The organism is Candidatus Brocadia sinica JPN1, assembly GCF_000949635.1.
In the GTDB taxonomy this organism is placed as follows: Bacteria; Planctomycetota; Brocadiia; order Brocadiales; family Brocadiaceae; genus Brocadia; species Brocadia sinica.
Genome location: NZ_BAFN01000001.1, coordinates 2,241,997 through 2,257,290, shown reverse-complemented (window position 1 = coordinate 2,257,290; position 15,294 = coordinate 2,241,997). Strand labels below are relative to the sequence as shown.

11 protein-coding genes are annotated in these 15,294 nt (G+C 42.4%); 2 read left to right on the top strand and 9 right to left on the bottom strand.

The window, feature by feature from the left end; translation table 11 throughout:
• Positions 1-93 precede the first annotated feature (93 nt).
• The 4 genes from BROSI_RS10150 to BROSI_RS10135 form a co-directional block, all read right to left on the bottom strand.
• Entirely contained in the window at positions 94-4,023 is a 3,930-nt protein-coding gene (locus BROSI_RS10150; RefSeq protein ID WP_052563660.1) for a cache domain-containing protein, read from the bottom strand.
• 382 nt (positions 4,024-4,405) lie between these two features.
• Positions 4,406-4,891, bottom strand: coding sequence for a hypothetical protein (locus tag BROSI_RS10145; protein ID WP_052563658.1), 486 nt, complete (start codon positions 4,889-4,891; stop codon positions 4,406-4,408).
• A gap of 229 nt (positions 4,892-5,120) precedes the next feature.
• Positions 5,121-6,248 (bottom strand): hypothetical protein, encoded by a 1,128-nt coding sequence (locus BROSI_RS19850; protein WP_052563656.1) that lies wholly within the window; start codon positions 6,246-6,248, stop codon positions 5,121-5,123.
• A 38-nt stretch (positions 6,249-6,286) separates the two neighbouring features.
• Positions 6,287-7,759, bottom strand: coding sequence for a DHH family phosphoesterase (locus BROSI_RS10135; protein WP_052563654.1), 1,473 nt, complete (start codon positions 7,757-7,759; stop codon positions 6,287-6,289).
• Between the two features lie 262 nt (positions 7,760-8,021).
• Here BROSI_RS10135 and BROSI_RS10130 point away from each other — a divergent pair, with 262 nt between their 5' ends.
• On the top strand, positions 8,022-9,146 hold the full coding sequence (locus BROSI_RS10130) for an RNA ligase (RefSeq protein WP_052563652.1): 1,125 nt from the start codon (positions 8,022-8,024) through the stop codon (positions 9,144-9,146).
• Between the two features lie 104 nt (positions 9,147-9,250).
• Here the strand turns inward: BROSI_RS10130 and BROSI_RS10125 are convergent, their stop codons facing one another.
• Both BROSI_RS10125 and BROSI_RS10120 read right to left on the bottom strand, forming a co-directional pair.
• Complete coding sequence (locus BROSI_RS10125; protein WP_052563650.1) at positions 9,251-9,958, bottom strand: RNA ligase partner protein; 708 nt, start codon at positions 9,956-9,958, stop codon at positions 9,251-9,253.
• 10 nt (positions 9,959-9,968) lie between these two features.
• A complete protein-coding gene (locus BROSI_RS10120; RefSeq protein WP_052563648.1) occupies positions 9,969-11,213 on the bottom strand; it encodes a putative sugar nucleotidyl transferase in 1,245 nt (414 codons plus the stop codon).
• A gap of 307 nt (positions 11,214-11,520) precedes the next feature.
• Here BROSI_RS10120 and BROSI_RS10115 point away from each other — a divergent pair, with 307 nt between their 5' ends.
• Entirely contained in the window at positions 11,521-12,498 is a 978-nt protein-coding gene (locus BROSI_RS10115; protein ID WP_052563647.1) for a hypothetical protein, read from the top strand.
• Between the two features lie 348 nt (positions 12,499-12,846).
• Here BROSI_RS10115 and corA read toward each other — a convergent pair whose 3' ends face one another.
• The 3 genes from corA to BROSI_RS10100 all read right to left on the bottom strand — a co-directional run bounded on the left by corA (position 12,847) and on the right by BROSI_RS10100 (position 15,262).
• Positions 12,847-13,914 carry a magnesium/cobalt transporter CorA gene (gene corA, locus BROSI_RS10110; RefSeq protein WP_052563645.1) on the bottom strand — a complete coding sequence of 356 codons (1,068 nt, stop codon included), beginning with the start codon at positions 13,912-13,914 and terminating at the stop codon, positions 12,847-12,849.
• Positions 13,915-13,990: 76 nt separating this feature from the next.
• Positions 13,991-14,569: a DUF488 domain-containing protein gene (locus tag BROSI_RS10105; protein WP_052563643.1), complete on the bottom strand. Its 579-nt coding sequence runs from the start codon at positions 14,567-14,569 to the stop codon at positions 13,991-13,993.
• Between the two features lie 141 nt (positions 14,570-14,710).
• A complete protein-coding gene (locus tag BROSI_RS10100; protein WP_052563639.1) occupies positions 14,711-15,262 on the bottom strand; it encodes a hypothetical protein in 552 nt (183 codons plus the stop codon).
• Between the last annotated feature and the right edge of the window lie 32 nt (positions 15,263-15,294).

Sequence of the window (15,294 nt, the reverse complement as noted above, 5' to 3'; positions counted from 1 at the left end):
TATACCTTCGTATACTTAAATTTGATTAATCGGGAGATATTTTAACAAACCAATGCCCTCTGTTCAACAAAAAGATAGAACAGACATTTGTATTTAAACTTCTGCACTGCTGCCGATCTTACCTCGCTGAAACAGTCCGATTAGTTTAAAAAGGACAGGCAACATGCCAGTAAATGTTGATAAAAGAGTTACGGTTGAGTTAAAGACATCCTGCTGCGTTATAAATATAAACAAGGCTACACCCATCAATCCCATCAATAACGGGCCTTTCAGGGTATCCCAGCTGCTCCTTGCCCCTTTCCGCCAGGCTACAACTTGGTCCGGATGGCTTTCCGAAAGAACAAATCGCCGAAAACTCTCGTTCATAAGACGGAGACCCGGTTCTCTGACAATGAGGCCTCTCCTCATCAATCTCCGAATATCGTGATTGGTAAAACTTAAAAGCCCGTCTTGCGCAAGATAAAATAAGGCAAGTTTTTCATCTCTCGAACAAAGAGCCCAAATTGCATGATAATACGTGCAAGCCCGGTCAGATATTTGTTGAAGAAGCTCTTGAGGAGTAAGCTGTTTGAATTTGATCTGTTTTGTAATTTCTTTACCGATATTCTGGAGGTATATCCTTGATTGGCATTCCCTGTTCACGACATGGAATAAGCCGGTAAGACGTTTTCTCATCCTCTTATCTCTTGCATCGGACAAAATCTTCATCTGTTCCCGATGCATATCTTTCAGAAAATCTTCGGGAGTCCCTGTATCCTCGATAGAAATTTTTACAAAGGATTTTAAAACTGCTGTCCAGCGATCCATCTGATTATCTTCAGCCCTGGTCTTTCCTGTGCGATCATCTCTGGCTCCAGCCTTGAAACAGAAATTCGCCGGATCAACCATAGACGAAACAATCATGGTTCTGCCATACACGAGGAGTTCTTCCAGCAACTGAAGTTTTTCAAGATTACACTGATAATCGTTCATCCTGTACTCAAGATGGTCAATGACAATTACCGTATCTTTCCCGGTTAGAACTTCTTCATACGTGAATGTCTCAGACCATCCCTCTTCTTTTGCTACTTCCCGTAAATCGATCAGGGTAAACTCTGTTCTTTTCAAAAGTTCACTTCCGCCGGCAAATGGAGATCTCAGTACGAAAAGATTCTGTGAAATGCTTTTAAAACTCAAATCCCCGTTGTATGAAGACAACGGCTCATCCAGATTCAGGAGAAAAACTCTCTGCACCATGGAACGGACAACAAAGAAAAGGATAGCCAAAAGGATCATCGGTCCTATCCACCATAAAGGGTTCTTTGGTATTTCCAGAATAGGGATTGTGGAACTGATATGGAGGAAGCTGTCTTTCTTGCCTCCCCGGTCATATCCTTTTCTACACAGAAACAAACTTGCAGAGGAACTTTTTTCCCATTGCCATAACTCATCCGCAGAGGCATCGGGGGTCAATCCACTGAGTTCGACTGAGGTTTGATTGTAAAGAGGCCTGGTTTTGGTAAGAAACCAGCGGAAGTAACCATGCGATATCCTATTTCTCTTGAAAGGGCATTCAGTTTCCCGAACAGATGTATCGAAGAAAAATGAATCATAGACGTCCCATTTGAGATTCAGCCGCTTCTCTAACCAATCTGCCTTTTGACCACTAATGGTAACAGTATCATAACGGTCTTTTACCCGTCCAAATCGTTCCTTCAAGCCAACGGCAAGATTGAACTGTCCGTGCTTAACAAGAAGTTTCATCTCCGCATCGTGGATGATTTTAAAAAAGCCAAATGAGGGAAGAACGCCAATCAGTATTAAAAGAGAAAACATCATGAATACATATCCCGCACGATAAGGGAGTAAATTCCATTGTTTGAAAACTACAGAGACTTCAATCCTCTTTCCCAGGATCGGCCCTTTTTTCAAAATCAAAGCGGCCAGAACCATCCCAAGGAAAGGAAACGCGAGAGATGAGAAAAAGATTCGCCATCCATGCGATGTCAATATCTCTCTGAACAACAAAACACAGAACAGAAAATTGATGATAAGCAACAGATTATAACTGCCCGCCTGATTTTTATCGGGCCACAGCCACCTGGCTTGATCGCCTGCATTCAGTGGATAAATCAACCCAAAGATGATAAACAGCCCAAGTGAATAAAATACGAAGAGAATCACGGAAATACTGAGGATATCAAGGTTAGCAGTTCCCAGAATTTGCTTGTCCCGATAAACAACAAGGGACCAGGGAAAATCGTCAACCGGACGCGCATAGAGTCGGTGCCCCCTGCCCAAATACTGGGTGTTGACAAATTCATTCTTTCGGCCGAACACTGCGGAAAGAAGCAACCGGTCGTTGTCGCACTCCTCAAAAAAATTCTCACGCAAGTTCCTTGTCTCATCGGAGTGAAATAGCACTTTTCCATCATTCTCGATAACACAATATCCGAAGCCGGGGGGTAAAACGGTTTGGATAAGCGACAAAAGCCGAGTATCAATACTTGCTACCCATGCGGGACTATTTTCGGCCATGCGCATCGAGAGGATTGCCGTGTTCTCTCCGGTATTCAAGGAATAGATCGGTTCCAGCCAGAACCGGTACTTTTTATTTTTCTCTCTGTCTGTTATTTCCCAAAGATGGTCTTCTTTCGCTTTCTTAAAATAGTCCCGGGACGAAACATTAATAAATGGTGTTGTGTGTTTTCTCACACTCCATTTAATACGTTGTTGCCCTCCACTATCGGTCCAAAATGCCATGTTGAGGTAGGGATACGGGTCATCACGATGAATCATCCGATCCAGAATATCAGTAGCTTTCCTCACATTTTCCTTTTCTTTTAAATTCTCGAGCTCTTCAATATCATGAGCCAATTGATCGTTTAGCATCCCAAGTTCTCTGAGAACATAGATCACTTCCGTGGTAAGATTTTTGCAAATATTGTCAGAAAATTTTTTCAATTGATCATCTGTTTTCATCCTTAAGTTAACATAGGCATAGGTGTCAAGAAAAACAAAAGTCAATAACGCACTGCCCATGAAGACAGAGAAAACAAGAAAGTACACATCGGAAGCACGAAGCCTGTCCTTAGGGCCCATGAACCATAATTTGAGAAAAGGCAAACTCAAGAATATGAGCAAGACTAAAAATATGAATATAATCAGGATGGCGTAGGGAATGGCATGAATTTCCGAATGAAAACGATCAGACCGTACCAATCCGCAGATGACCCATTTCTTCACAATTCCCTGATCGCCTGTTGTTCCACTCCCAGATAAAGAGATTTGAAGAGGCTGTAAAAAGAGGTTGTAACTTGTGCCTGCAAGACGCACGCCATAGAAGCTCGCGGGTGGATTAATCGATGTAAATTCGCTCTGCGCGCCTTCCTTATCCAGAAACTTTCCCAGCTTCGCAACGCTCAATTTTGATTTTGCCCGTTGAAAAATCACCCCTCCATCTTCTTCTGCCAGCAGTACCTCGTCAAACACCCCCCGGCTGATAAATGGTTCGAAAAGTTCATTCAGATCACTCCTGGCATGAATTTCTATTGTATAGAAACCCGCATCCTTGCTGCCTGTATAGTCAAAGTACAGCCATCCTCTATAGTCGATGTACAACCAAAAAGTTTCCCCTTCCTGTCTTGTGTTGAAAAGTATCTCAGGACTGGAGATGTTTCCTTCAATTACGGATGGATTAGCTTCGGGAGAGCAGTCTGTTAATTTAAGATTTGGAACAAGACTTAAGGATCCTTTGACCCTGGCATGTATAAACTCAGCGACAGAATCCTTTGATGTTAAATTTACCTCTTTAGGCACACTTTTCGCCGAGCTCGCAGCATTTTTCAAGCTGGTACCAAGATTCTCGATCGTTAATTTCATTTGGTTGCCGATGCCGGCAAGCAAACGGAAACTTCGATTCGTAAAATACGTCTTTTGAGAGGAAACATAAAAGATGTAATAGACACCAAAAGAGATGAGAAGGATAAGCAAGGTGATAGCTACGACATGGAGTTGCGTCAATTTAGTAAGTTTTCTGCCCATGAAGCCTCTCTCCGGTAAAATAACGACAAATACGGGAGTTAAGACAATCGTCGAGTCTCAGCGTTTTTCTTTGTAATGGCGAATATTTGCAAAAAAGTTTAAACACGCATCTTTAAACTTTTTGTAAGTATTGTAATAGATATTAGAATCTGATATGTTTTTTCGTAATTTCTGACAGTTTGACCGTCTAATAAGAGTGCCTCTGCAACTTTCCCATAACTCCAACCTGGTCAAGCAGGAGGATGGCTTTCATTCTGCCTGCATGACGTCTAAGATGCTCTTCTTTATGAACCTTTTTCAGTTCGCCTCGCTCTCTGTTGCTGAGAAATAGTGTCATGCACTGATGTATTACCTATAAACCCTTTTAATTGCAAGGAAAAAATCACTTCTTTTGAAAATCAAGAAACAGGACTTGCCCTATATTTACCTCCCTCTCAACATATTCCGGTGAAGTAGCGCGTTTCTTTCGAATCAATCTCTTTCTGTGGCAGAAGGTCGCAAAGTCGAGAATTGACTTCTGCAAGTTTCTCGTACTCTTCAGTTGAAACATAACGCTTACCAGATTCAATAAGATTCTTAGCTTGCGGTCTTCAATTTTGTACCGATCATCAGTGACATCATCGAGCGTAAGTAGCAACGCTTCGCCGTGCAATTCTTTAACGGGGTCAACGAGATTTTCGAGCAATGCTGCTACTTCGTAGTTTTCATTTGTGACCGCTTCAACCTTCTCATTTTTCAATTTGGTCTCTAATAGCTGTACTTCCGCAAGCAGCGTCTTTACCGGAACATCACGGAACTTTGGGGAAGAACTGAGTTTCTTGTAACATGACTTCGACGAGAGGACAGACGTACTTTGGAATAAGGCCAAAGAACATTTCGGCATTACCATTATAAGGAACAAAGACTATGTTAGAATTTTACAGATCATGGGAGGCGAAGTATATTGGTTGATAAATGCGTTTCCGATAACTTTTGAGGGGGAATGAAGAGTCACCTCACTCATCGAAAGTACCATGAAATAAGAGAGGCATGTTTGACACTCAAACATGCCTCTCTCGATTTATCCTTGAATAAACAAAAAATAATTGCTTCGTTGTCTATTCGTGCTGATGATCCTTTGGCACTTCTTTCTCACAATCAAAACAGAAGTAAGTCCTTCCGCATTCATGTCCTTCTCCAGCTTCTGCCTTACATGTGAAACAAAAGTGGGTGATACCGCAAATGTGCTCATCTCCGACTTCTTTCTCGCAATCGTAACAAAAATAGGTTACATCACAGATGTGGCCAGGCCCAACTTCTTCTTCGCACTTTGGACAAAAAGTCGTTACCCCACAAATATGACCATCTCCAACCTCTTTTTTACAATCATGGCAAAAGAATGTTAAATCACAAATATGACCAGCACCCACCTCTTCTTTGCACTGCTGGCAATATGTTGTAAGACCACAAATATGCCCTTCCCCAACCTCTTTATTACACGTGGCACATTGCTGCAAACCCTCTGTTGCAGATTCCTTCTTTTCTAAAGGTAATGCCTCTGTCTTTTCTTCTGGCTCTACTGGTGGTTCTACAGGTTTTGTCTCTTCTACCGGTGGCATTACAGTTTCAGGAGATGGAGCTTCTGGCACGGAAACCTGTGGTGCCTCCGGCGCTTCCACTTTGGGAACTTCCGGAGCTTCTGGCACAGAAACCTCCGGTGCCTCCGGTTCTTCTACTTCTGGAGCTTCCGGAACTTCCGGCACAGAAACCTCCGGTGCCTCCGGTTCTTCTACTTCTGGAGCTTCCGGAACTTCCGGCACAGAAACCTCTGGTGCCTCCGGTTCTTCTACTTCTGGAGCTTCCGGAACTTCCGGCACAGAAACCTCTGGTGCCTCCGGTTCTTCTACTTCTGGGGCTTCCGGAACTTCCGGCACAGAAACCTCTGGCATCTCCGGCTCTTCCACTTTGGGAGCTCCCGGAGCTTCTGGCACAGGAACCTGTGGTATTTCTGGCGCTTTTACTGCTGGAGCTGATGGTTCAACTGCCTGCGGGGTTTCTGGGACTGATGGCTCTACTGGCACAGGAATAGGCACTCCGGTCTTCACCTCTTCCCTGTAAGGTTTTGCCTTCATTTCTAACGTTGCTTCTGGTTCCTTCGCTTCCTTTACTTGTGTTTGAGTGGCAACACAAGAACTCAAAAAAATTGTAAGACTTATTAAACCAACCCCAAAAACCCCTCTTCCCATAATTCCTTCTCCTTCTATATAATAAATACTTATTACGGTTAATTCTTAGTACTGTTGCTAACCATTAATTCTAACTCATCCGGTATTTCCCGCTTTTCTATGTCTATCCCTACAGCCGAGAAAAACTTTTTCCTTACGGCATCAAAGGTAATTCTCAAAAGTGACTTCTTATCAGTTACATCTCCAAAAATGCCTAAGTCTATGCTTCCTGCTGCCATAGTGGCATGTCCTCCGGCATTCATAAATCCAAATGCTTTTTGCAATAAAAACGCAAGATTGATTCTTGTATCCACGCTTCTGGCCGATAACTGAACCTTGTCTTTGTCAATCCCAAAAACAAGAACAGTAGAAACACCTTCCATCTGCAACATTAATTCGGCTGCCTGTGGTAATGCATCCCGGTTGGTTATAAATTCTACAAAAGATATCAGATACGAACCTCTGACCTCCCGGTTTCGTATGGTCCTACCAATAATATCGATAGTTTCTGCGCTCATGGGAGGATTTTCAATCTGGTTCAACAAACCTACATCCAGCAATGGCGAGAGGTAAGCTGCCGCTTCAAGGTCCTCGGTGGTCGTGTTTCTGGTAAATCCACACGTATCCACCCTGATTCCGTAACGAAGCGCCGTAGCAAGAGGCGGGTCAGGGATAATATCCAGATGTCTCAGATATCTTGTCATGATAGTGGAGGTGGCGCCAATTTTTGGTAATATTTCAACAAACTCCCCTTTTACAAGGTTAAAATCTGTTTGATGATGGTCAATAACAATATTGGGAACTATATCTGTTGGTAATATATTATTTTTTGAAGAAATAGAAGCCTCTATCAGCGCCGCTTTATCAACAGCATTAAGTATTTTCATCGCCTCGTCCGGGCTTTTTAATCGAACAAGATCGGTTTCTAATAAATTGACTAACGTCTTGTTTTGCTGGCGTCCAATATTTCCACCATAATAAATGTTGGATTTTATATCATATTTTTCAGCAATGCGCTTTAACGCAAATCCTGATGCAATTGCATCAGGATCGGGATTGTCCTGTAAAAAAATTGCTAATCCTTTATTCGTTGCTCCCTTGATAACACTTACTAAATGGAAAACAGACCTTTTTAATTTTGCGGTTTCCAGTTCACCAAAGATTGCGTTTGTAATGATTCTGACTGTTTGAACAGCATGGTCTACGCCATTTCCTAATAATTCAGACTCCTCCTTTTCGCCAGTTGCCCTTGACAATATAAATTTATCCGGAAATGATTTTTTGATGCGTTTTGCCACGGTCAGATTATCTTCAAAATTTTTTTGCAGGAGGATGAAGGCTATGGCGTCTTTTGCTGGTAACGAGACCAAGTCTAATGTATGAACGTCCGCCATGACCGTACGAATGTTAGGGGCTTTCAGCCCCCCTAAAGCGGTTTCGTCATTATCGATTACCAGTATATCCTCGCCGGATTTACTTAAATTCCTGGCCAGCGCACCGCCGACGTCGTCACAACCAAAAATTATATACATTATACACCCTTACGTGGAACCCAGATTTTCAGGGATAATTAAAATGGCGATGTATTATACGATTATGTCTTTTTGAAGTCAACACTAAAAACAGATCGCATCTTAAGTTTAACCTTTTACAGACATTGGAGTTATACATAGAATCGCATTATAAACAGCGACAGAGGCACTCAACTACAATTCAATTTTGTCTTGAAATCAGGGATCCGGTTTATGTAACATCGTATCAAATTAGTATATTTATTAAAGAAAGATGACACACATGCAAATGTATAATATTGTTAAACAGATTGGTATCTCCGAGGATCTGTGGCAGGAATCAATTAAAAAGCGCGACGCTATCCACGATGAATTCGATGGTATTGACTATTATCGGGTAACGAAAAAAATTGGTACCCTGGGAAAAGGATCGATCGTTACTCAGGAAGGTATCATTTTTGGTTTCCCAAGCATCGCTCGAATATTGCATCTGGAAAATGGTATCCGTAATGCTTATACTCAGCCCTTTTATGTCGAAGAAAAAGTTGATGGTTACAACGTCAGGGTTGCACGTATTCAGGGCCGTATCGCAGTTTTTTCTCGTGGCGCGTATATCTGCCCGTTTTCGACAGATCGGATTGTGGATTTTTTAGATGCAAAAAAATTATTTGATGAAAATCCGGATCTGGTCGTTTGCGGTGAATTTGCCGGCCCCGATAATCCTTATAACATTGAACATCCTCCTTACGTGAAAGAAGACGTCCGATTTTTTGCTTTTGATTTAATGATGATGAACAAGCACCACAAAATCCCCATTGATGAACGATATAAAATCTTTGATACCTATCGCATACCCACTGTGAGGAGATTTGGACAGTTTTCAGCATCGGATATTTCAGCCCTGAAAAAGGTCATTAAAGAGTTAGACGAAACAGGATGTGAAGGGATCGTGATGAAACCAACCCATCCCGCTGAAAAGATTCTCAAGTATGTGACATTAGGTTCTTGTTTACGTGATATTCGCGTTACCGCCCCATTAATGGCAGAGATGGCTTCGGAGTTTTTTACCCACCGGATCATTCGCGCGGCCATGTTTATCCACGAGCATGGCAATTCACTGGAGCCTGAGGTTTTCGTTCAATTAGGAAGGGTGTTGTTAAAACCCGTATACGAAAGCGTTACTAAGGCAGCGCAGGATAAACTTATTGACGAAAAATTTTCCCTCCGTTTTCGGGAGGAGAAAAATATTCAGAAGATGATCGATCACCTGTATCGATGTAAGGTAAAGTTTGATGTGCTATCCGAAAATAAAGAGGACGCTTACTGGTGTGTCAAGTTTGTAAGAAAGTGTTACGCCTCGTATGAAATTCTCCAAAAACACCTGGAAGGTTCAGCCCACGTTGACTAATTTTTATCAGAAAAAACCATTATAGGCGCCGTGTGGAATCCGGAGCCGATAGAAAAACCGTTGTGAGTAAAAATCTGAGAAATTTATCATTTGTTTTTGCAGACTCACTTCCTCAGATTGTCGAGTATACCCCGTAACGTACGGGGATCGATGTAACGGATGCCCAGTTTATCAGCCCACTTTACAATACCAGTATCAGCCGTCACCAGTATGCCGTCGAGTTCCTTGGCCAGGAGAATCAGGTCAACGTCCTCCTTGCTATCAATAATCCCTTCCCTGAGGGCTGCACGATATTTTTTCCTCAGATCAGCAATAGCAATAGCCTCTAAAGCTTCAGACTCAGTTCTGTGTGGAATCTCTGTGGCCATACGTACATCCGGGAAAAGAAGCACCGACTTTTCATGCGCGGACTTCCGCTTCCGCTCAATCTCCTCGGCTACCTTTAACCCCTTGTTAATCCTTTTCCGTATGGCTTCTTCTGCTACCCGCAATCCCTTGTCTATCCTGTGACGCACATCCTCGATAAGTTCATACAGTAAAAAAGCCGGAACCGACAGTTCGTATCGCTTTGGTGGTTTTTGGATTATACGAATTTGAAGGTCGGGCGGGATATCTTTTATTTCAACAAAATTGAGTAATTCCTGATAGATCGTTGGAGGCATATAAAAAGCCGGCCCATCCAAATTGCCAATAATCTCCAGAAACGTGCGTAATGCCTCCGTTGGACTTGCGCCAAACGATTGGTAAACCTCCGGATTGGTAAAAATACTCGTATCAATAATAATCCGTTCGCGTTTAATGTCCTTTTCCATAAAAGACCTTTCATTTTAATATGGAATTTCTTTCTTTTTCTGTAAGCTGAAATACCAGCCTGAAGAGCCGTTCTTCAGCAGAAGTCATTTCCTTATCCCGTCTTTTCATCGCAATCTTTGCTACATGCAATGCGTTTTCCAAGATATAGACCTTCATGCCATGATATGAATACCACGCAAAAGACGGGAGATATTTGGGAGGGTAGGTAAAAGTGACGATATTACAAGAGAAACCAATGATGCTACCCGTCATGATGGTCGTGTTGATAGCCGTTTTCGTGTGGTCTCCCATCGCCATACCAAGAAACATATGATTTGTATTTATCACAGTCCCATCGATTTCAGCTTTTACCTCTCCATAGGTGTTAAGCAGATTACTGTTTAGGGTACCAGCCCCCATATTAACCCATGAGCCGATATAAGAATCACCGAGGAATCCGTCGTGTTGTTTGTTGGTGTAACTGTGGAAGATCGTATTTACAACTTCTCCTCCTATCTTGCAAACCTCTCCAATATTTGCGCCTCCGCGGATTCTCGAATTAGATTGAACCACAGAATGGTTGCCAATATAAACGGGACCCTCGATCGTAGCATTAGGGGCAATGGTAACGTGTTGACCAATATAAATTGGCCCTCCCTCGGCATCAAATACGCAGCCCGGTTTAATCCGACTATTTTTATCAATGAATATCTGGTCTTCGTTCATAAGGTGAACCCCTTCAGAGAGTCTCCCTAAGATGGAACCTTCCTTGACAAACAACATAAAATCCTTTTCTATTTGAGACTTGTTGTGTTTAACAAGATCCCAAAAATAGTTTATGAGAGGTACCTGGGTATTAGCGACCGGAACTGTACCTTTTAACAATTCAATTGGATCTCCAGTAAGAAGCATCCCGGGTAGTATTTTTTTTGCATTTTCCCCCTTAAGTCTGGCATAAACAAGGGTATTATCCTGCATCCCAATTTCCTCCCGACCTTCTAAAGGAACAGGAAAGGAAAAGATAGCACGACCGTTTAAAAAAAGGCAGGTATCATCGGGTGTACGCAGGTCATTGATACGATAGGGATATCGCTCTTGCAATAGATCGGACAAATAGTCTCTGCAAAAAAGGGTAATCGAGGTATTGGGATAATGTTTAACAACCCTTTCCAACGGGGTAAACAGTCCGCATCGAAGTTCGAAGGCCGTTCTTGTATGAATAAGTGGAACCAGTTTTGAGTATTGACTGTCTTCAAATACACAGATATATGTCACCTGAAAGCCCCCCCTATCAATTAAGAACGCGTCTTTTTGTAATACACAACAGGATATCGTTCTGTTGCGTGTCGGTAGCATACTGAGACTTGTAATCTTTGTCAAGTTAATATACGTTTGCACTATTTCACACCATGCAGCAGTATCCATCTGCTGATTTCAAGCATCCACAGAGTCATGGTTTTTGTCGACAGCAGTTTTCGGCAAAAAATCAGAAAAAAATTTTTTTATATCCTTGACATAAGGCAGGTTGCATAATAAAATCGGGAAAAATCAGAGAAGATACATTTTTTATCGGTAATATCTTATGAGCAGATTACAATCCCCTATATTTTCCATGCCATTAAGAAGGATAGATGGGTTTTCAACCGATAAAATCTGTTTTAGAGATGCAAAGGCACGAACCCCGCACCCAGGTTTAACACTGAGAACTGACGATCATAACGAACGCCGGTTAGTGGTCTGGGATAAATTTTTAATCAAGCATGAATATAGAATCCCGAAACAGCAGGGGGAACGTTTCGTTGATGTAACGAACGACAACAATCTCATTCACAGAAAAGGCAACATTGTTCCTGGCGCAATGACCGTTTCCAAGATCATCCTTCCCTTAGAAATCCTCTTTTCAGAATTAGAAATATCCTCTGTAAATATAAAATTTACCGGTTCGGCCTATTATAGCGAGAGGACATGCAGTCTGTTTTTATGGCAATTTGTAAGTAACGACTACATTCAAATTGAAGTAAAAACCTATCAGCAAGACAGGGTAATTGCCACTACTATCATCCTGGGGAGATTGAAAACTGCAAGCAAACAGGTCAAAGAAATAGACGAAGAAACCGTAAATAAAAAATGTTTCGCAAGGGTGCAAGACTATTTTGAGACGCTGGGGATTCGAAGTGATTTTTATTTCCAGAAAGAAGGATACAAAGATTACACCTACCCACTGGCCTATATTGCCTCACTGCCCTCAGCAGAGATTGTCAATCAACTGTCCGGACAGGGCGGTATGATTAATATATTGCGTATGGATTTTGGGAGTTACGAAAGGATTCCGATTACCGGTGATAAAGGTCCCGAGGTGAAGCTTGCAAGGGCAAAGAAGCGGAATACCTTCAACAAGATCATGGCGGAGATCGCAGAAGGACTTGTTACCTATTATCGTGGTCTTGCAATCGTGAATCCCATTGCCAAATTCCATAATTCCAAAGAACCTGTTCTGGATGCAGTAAATAAGCTTATCAATGTCAATCCGGAAGAACAAGGGTTTATAACACCAACCTAAAAATATTCGACCAACAAACCACCGTGAGATTTTGCGTGTTCGGAAGCTCGCGTGGGTTAGCCGGACTTTCACAACTCGCGCTCCAAAACGGTTGTTTTTGGGCATGTAATGCCGGGAAATCCTTGATATTAAAGGGGTGAATTGCGAAAGTCCGGCTAGCGCCGACCTTTTTACATAGCCCCTTGAACTTGCTGGCTTAGCGGATTGCCTGCCCCTCGAGAAGAGATTGAAGGGTGTGTTTTGCCATTTCAAAACAAATACTTTTCAAAAAGCTAACTTGTGACGTCTTTTCAGTTTTATCGATTGTTTAAGTTACTTGTGGTTGATGCGTGATTTGTGTATCACTTATCACCACCTTTTCTTCTTGAAGTAATACACCATGATAATACCTACAGCAGCCATTATAAATAAAATTATTGGATACCCCCAGCGCCACTCAAGCTCCGGCATGTATTTAAAATTCATTCCGTAGATGCCGGCAATGAAGGTAAGTGGCATAAATATGGTGGCAAGCATGGTAAGCACCTTTATGACGGCATTCAATCTGTTACTGATGCTTGAAAGATAGATTTCAAGCATCCCTGCAACCATTTCCCGGAAGGTTTCCAGCGTATCAATGATATGGAGGGTGTGATCGTGAATATCCTTATAATAAATTCTAGTCGATTCCCGAATCAGTGAAGATTCTCCCCTCTCCAACCCACCGATTACCTCCCGCAATGGCCACACGGACCGGCGCAATAATATGGTATTCATTTTCAACTTATAAATAGCGTGTAAAGTCACAGGCGTTGGATTGCTGACTAGTTCATCCTCCAATGATTCTATCTTTTCTCCCAGCGTTTCCATGATGATGAAGTAGTTATCAACTATCGCATCGAGCAGGCAATACGCAAGGTAATCAGCGCCCATCTTTCTTATGCGGCCTTTATTTGTTCTGATCCGTTCCCTGATTACATGAAAAATATCAACCTCTCGTTCCTGGAATGAAATGACAAAATTTGACCCTAAAACCAGGCTAACCTGTTCAGAGATAACCTCGCCATCCTTACCAGAAAACTGCAGCATTTTAAGCGCAATATAACTATATTCTTTAAAATCCTCAATCTTTGGCCGCTGATCGATATTCATAATATCCTCCACAGTGAGTGGATGAAGCCCAAAACCTTCACCGAGTCTCCCCAATATATCACTCCGGTGAATTCCGTCGATATTTATCCACGCTATCGTAGGCCGGCCCTTATCCTTAAAAGGAAAACATTCCTCAATTGCCTTCGCCTCTTGTTCATGAAAATGCATTTCATCATACTCTGTGATCGTAATCTTTACCTTTTCAGTCTTTCTCTCTCCAATGTGGATCAGTGCGTCTGGCAGGAGGCCGGCTTTCTCCGATCTTTTTTTGATTAGTTTCGCCATAGTAGGTACCTTCTCAAGAAAGTGTGTTGCTATTACATAAGATACGGAGTGATAATAACCAACTTACCCGCGGAACTCAACATTCTTTTCCAGCTTCAATGCCGGTCTGAGCTGATGCTGGAGGATACGTGATGTTTGCGCCATTTATCACGGCCCAGGGTGTGAGCTTATGGGCCTGTCTGTGTTTCTCATTCATGATATGTTCAACCTGAATTTCCCGAACAAGTAATGCGTCGGCAATCAGGGAGCGATGGCAGCGCCAGGGCAAAGCTTCCGCACACATCAATGCGATGCGATCTTTACTTGCCAGTTCAGTGAGTGTTTCTAAGTTTTCCCTAAATTCCGGCGTTTGCATGTAGTCGGCGAAACCCCTGAAGGATGCATTACGCCATCCTGCGTTAGGTGAATCGGGACGTGGACGCCGAAGACCTCCGAGTCCTGGCATATGTGTGTAAGCTATCCCAGCAGCTTTCAGGCTATTTGGCAGTGTTTCCCGGTTAAACTGCGGATTGCGCCGTGAGCGTGGTACGGTACGAACATCTATTACATGTTTTACGCCATGGGCTTGTAAGAGTTTTATGAAGACATCAAGTGTATGCGTAGAATGACCGATCGTCAGTACGGCAGAAGATGTTTCGGGTGCGCCTTTTTTCATGGAAAGCATCCTCATAGTATCTTCCAAAGATAATTTTGACATTTTTAGCAAAAATAATTAACCCCGACAGGGTTAACTCACGAATTTCGTGCTTCGGATTTTGTTTTTTCCGACTCGTTCGGGTCCAGGAACAAGCCTTTGTTAGTATATTGTTTCCTCAATAGTTAAACAATTTGAGGATTTATTCAAAGAATAGGGGCATGCAGTGGGACAATTGTCCGGTTGAAGCCATTGGTGTCCGCTCTTGCAGCGACATATTTTCAGCCTGCTGCGCATGAGCTGATTTGGCCATTGCTTAAAAAAAGGGAAAAGGGCATTGCTGATTGTAGCGAATGCCTCCTGTCGTTCACTCACATTCTTTGCATTTTTTAATAACTCCGCCCCTTCAAGAATATGCTGCATCATGTGTTGGCCAGGCCCATCTGGTTCGGTCTGAGTACCCAGAGTGGCAGCGTCTATTACATTCTGAGCCAGACCGGAGATCTCGTTTGCCCCGCCTTTTACCATATAACTATAGATGTATTGGTAACCCAGCAGGACCGATTGAAAATGAATATATGTCCTCTTTGCGATAGTAATTACCGTTTCATTATTATGATCATGTCCTTCGTGTGCAGAGACAGAAACAGGAATAATGAAAGGCAAAAACAAAAGAAAAAGAATGGCATTTCTCAAGTAATGATAGTTTAACACATCAAACTCCTTTTATAGTATTACTGCGTAAA

Bases quoted from the DNA above. Each gene is read 5' to 3' on its own strand.
- BROSI_RS10135 (WP_052563654.1), bottom strand. From the start codon at position 7,759: ATGTATATAATTTTTGGTTGTGACGACGTCGGCGGTGCGCTGGCCAGG.
- BROSI_RS10105 (WP_052563643.1), bottom strand. From the start codon at position 14,569: ATGAAAAAAGGCGCACCCGAAACATCTTCTGCCGTACTGACGATCGGT.
- corA (WP_052563645.1), bottom strand. From the start codon at position 13,914: ATGGCGAAACTAATCAAAAAAAGATCGGAGAAAGCCGGCCTCCTGCCA.
- BROSI_RS10125 (WP_052563650.1), bottom strand. From the start codon at position 9,958: ATGGAAAAGGACATTAAACGCGAACGGATTATTATTGATACGAGTATT.
- BROSI_RS10115 (WP_052563647.1), top strand. From the start codon at position 11,521: ATGAGCAGATTACAATCCCCTATATTTTCCATGCCATTAAGAAGGATA.
- BROSI_RS10130 (WP_052563652.1), top strand. From the start codon at position 8,022: ATGCAAATGTATAATATTGTTAAACAGATTGGTATCTCCGAGGATCTG.
- BROSI_RS10150 (WP_052563660.1), bottom strand. From the start codon at position 4,023: ATGGGCAGAAAACTTACTAAATTGACGCAACTCCATGTCGTAGCTATC.
- BROSI_RS19850 (WP_052563656.1), bottom strand. From the start codon at position 6,248: ATGGGAAGAGGGGTTTTTGGGGTTGGTTTAATAAGTCTTACAATTTTT.